The following is a 2,871-nucleotide window of genomic DNA, read 5'->3' on the forward strand; positions in this document are numbered from 1 at the left end:
GTATCCCTCCGGTGAATGCCGCCTTGTAGGCTGAGGGCGAACGTCGGAAGTCCTAGGGATAATCCTAGGAGTAGCCCTATGACAATGCCGAGGGTGGAGGTGATCACGTCGGTTGAGAGACGTCGGCGCTGGCCGCGCGGGGAGAAGGAGCGCCTGGTCGCGGCGTCGCTTGAGCCTGGCGTGTCGGTGTCGGAGGTCGCGCGATCGGCGGGCATTCACGTCAGCCAGTTGTTCCGATGGCGCAAGGAACTGTGCGATCCTGTCGATGCCGGTTCATCGCAGTTGGTCCCGGTCGAGATCGTTCCTGCTGTTGCGCCGCTTGCCGTTGAGGTGCCGGCGCCATCAGCGTCTCCCGGTCGACGTCGCCGCAAGACCGGCATCATCGAGATCGAGCTTGGCAGCGGACGCCGCGTCCGCGTCGACCGCGATGTGGATGCCGAGGCGCTGCGGCGCGTTCTGGACGCGCTTGGATCCCGATGATCCCGGTTCCGAGTGGCGTGCGGGTGTGGCTGGCGACAGGTCACACCGACATGAGGAAGGGTTTTCCGGGCTTGGCGCTTGTTGTGCAGGAGACGCTGAAGCGTGATCCGCACAATGGTCACCTATTCGTCTTCCGCGGCCGCCGCGGCGATCTGATCAAGGTTCTGTGGCACGACGGCCAGGGCGCCTGCCTATTCTCAAAGAAGCTCGAGCGCGGTCGCTTTATTTGGCCGTCGCCGGCCGACGGCGTGATCACGATCACCCCGGCACAACTCGGCTACCTGCTCGAAGGCATTGATTGGCGCATGCCGCAGAAGACCTGGCGGCCAACGGCGACAGGCTGACGATTTTGGCCTTGCACATAGTGGGGGATGTGATTCCATCGCCGGGTGTCTGCTGCTGAATCGCTCCCTTCCGACCTTGCCACCGCGCACGCGATGATCCTCGCGGAGCGAGCCGCGCGCATTGAGGCCGAAGCCCTTGCCGCCCGCGCGGCGGCAGTCAGTTCCGGGACGGAGGCGCTGATTGGGCGGCTGAAGCTGGAGATCGAGAAGCTCAGGCGCGAACTCTATGGCAGCCGTTCGGAGCGCAAGGCCAGGCTGCTCGAGCAGATGGAGATGCAGCTCGAAGATCTGGAGGCGGACGCAACCGAGGACGAATTGGCGGCGGACAAGGCGGCATCCCAAACTCAGACGGTTCGCTCGTTCGAGCGCCGGCGCCCGTCGCGCAAGCCGTTTCCTGAGCATCTGCCGCGCGAGCGCGTCGTGATGGCCGCTCCTGAGAGTTGCCCTTGCTGCGGCTCGACCAAGCTGTCGAAGCTAGGCGAGGACGTCACCGAGACGCTTGAGGTGATCCCGCGCCAGTGGAAGGTCATTCAGACGGTGCGCGCGAAGTTCTCGTGCCGACAATGCGAGGCGATCACCCAACCGCCAGCACCCTTCCACGTCACGCCGCGCGGTTTTGCCGGTCCGAACCTGCTTGCCATGGTGTTGTTCGAGAAGTTCGGTCAACACCAGCCACTCAACAGGCAGAGCGAACGCTACGCCCGCGAAGGCGTCGAGCTGAGCCTGTCGACGCTGGCCGATCAGGTCGGCACGTGCGCATCGGCGCTGCGTCCACTGCATACACTGATCGAGGAGCATGTGCTCTCGGCACAGCGTCTTCACGGCGACGACACCACGGTGCCGATCCTGGCGAAGGGCAAGACCGACACCGGCCGAGCCTGGGTCTATGTCCGCGATGACCGGCCCTTCGGTGGGGCATCATCACCGGCAGCCCTGTTCTACGCGTCGCGAGATCGGTCTGGCGATCATCCGGAGCGTCACCTGAAGCAGTTCACCGGAATCCTGCAAGCAGACGCCTATGCCGGCTACAACCGGCTTTATCTCTCCGACCGGAAGCCTGGACCAGTGACGGAGGCCCTGTGCTGGAGTCATGCGCGGCGCAAGTTCTTCGTGCTCGCCGACATTGCCGCCAATGCAGGCCGGGGAAAGACCGCGCCACCGATCTCGCCGATCGCCTTCGAGGCCGTCAAACGCATCGATCTCCTGTTCGACATCGAACGAGATATCACCGGGCTTGCCGCCGAACTGCGCCTTGCTGTTAGGACCGAAAGGAGCGCGCCGCTCGTGGCCGAACTAGAAGAGTGGCTGCGTGGCGAGCGGGCCAAGCTCTCGCGCCACGCGCCAGTCGCCCAAGCTATCGACTACATGCTCAAGCGATGGGACGGCTTCATCCGCTTCCTCAAGGACGGGCGCGTCTGCCTGACGAACAACGCGGCCGAGCGCGCGCTCCGCGGTCTGGCTCTCGGCCGCAAGGCATGGCTCTTCGCCGGTTCAGATCGTGGCGCCGACCGCGCTGCCATCATGTATACGCTGATTGGCACGGCGAAGCTTAATGACGTCGATCCACAGGCCTGGCTCGCCGACGTGCTCGCCCGCATCGCCGACACGCCGCAAGGCCGGCTGAACGAACTCCTGCCGTGGAACTGGAAACGTCGATCATCGAAGGCCATCGCTGCATAGGACAAGAGAATGGCTCACGGGCGAAACAAGTATCAGTCACGAGAAATCCGGGCTCGGGTTCGGGAGATCTTGCTACACGATTGGGATCCTATCGGCGTCTCCGGCATACCAGAGGCCACCGACGAATATGACGCCTACGCAGACACGGTCTACGTCATGTTGATGGACGAAAACGCTACCGCGGCCGACATCGCAGCCTATCTATTAGCTGTAGCCACCGAGCATATGGGATTAACGGACCGCGGACAGCTAGCTGAGAGAAGCGATCGGGTCGCCAAACTTCTGGTGAGTTCCCGACCTGAGTTCGGCAACGACTGACGGCCTTCGTCCAATATCGAAGCCACCGCGGCCTTTGCCGGAGGGTTAC

At 63.6% G+C, this 2,871-nt stretch carries 2 protein-coding genes and 2 pseudogenes; all 4 read left to right on the top strand.

What is annotated here, in order from left to right:
* Positions 1 to 78: 78 nt before the first annotated feature.
* Positions 79 to 246 (top strand): annotated as a pseudogene (locus tag E5X88_RS33330) (transposase); the annotation flags it as partial.
* A 230-nt stretch (positions 247 to 476) separates the two neighbouring features.
* Entirely contained in the window at positions 477 to 824 is a 348-nt protein-coding gene (tnpB, locus tag E5X88_RS33335; protein ID WP_292168506.1) for an IS66 family insertion sequence element accessory protein TnpB, read from the top strand.
* Between the two features lie 37 nt (positions 825 to 861).
* Positions 862 to 2,504 (top strand): annotated as a pseudogene (locus E5X88_RS33340) (IS66 family transposase).
* 9 nt (positions 2,505 to 2,513) lie between these two features.
* Positions 2,514 to 2,822 carry a hypothetical protein gene (locus E5X88_RS33345; RefSeq protein ID WP_292168508.1) on the top strand — a complete coding sequence of 103 codons (309 nt, stop codon included), beginning with the start codon at positions 2,514 to 2,516 and terminating at the stop codon, positions 2,820 to 2,822.
* Positions 2,823 to 2,871 lie beyond the last annotated feature (49 nt).

The organism is Mesorhizobium sp., assembly GCF_004962245.1.
In the GTDB taxonomy this organism is placed as follows: domain Bacteria; phylum Pseudomonadota; class Alphaproteobacteria; order Rhizobiales; family Rhizobiaceae; genus Mesorhizobium.

Bases quoted from the DNA above. Each gene is read 5' to 3' on its own strand.
- tnpB (WP_292168506.1), top strand. From the start codon at position 477: ATGATCCCGGTTCCGAGTGGCGTGCGGGTGTGGCTGGCGACAGGTCAC.
- E5X88_RS33345 (WP_292168508.1), top strand. From the start codon at position 2,514: ATGGCTCACGGGCGAAACAAGTATCAGTCACGAGAAATCCGGGCTCGG.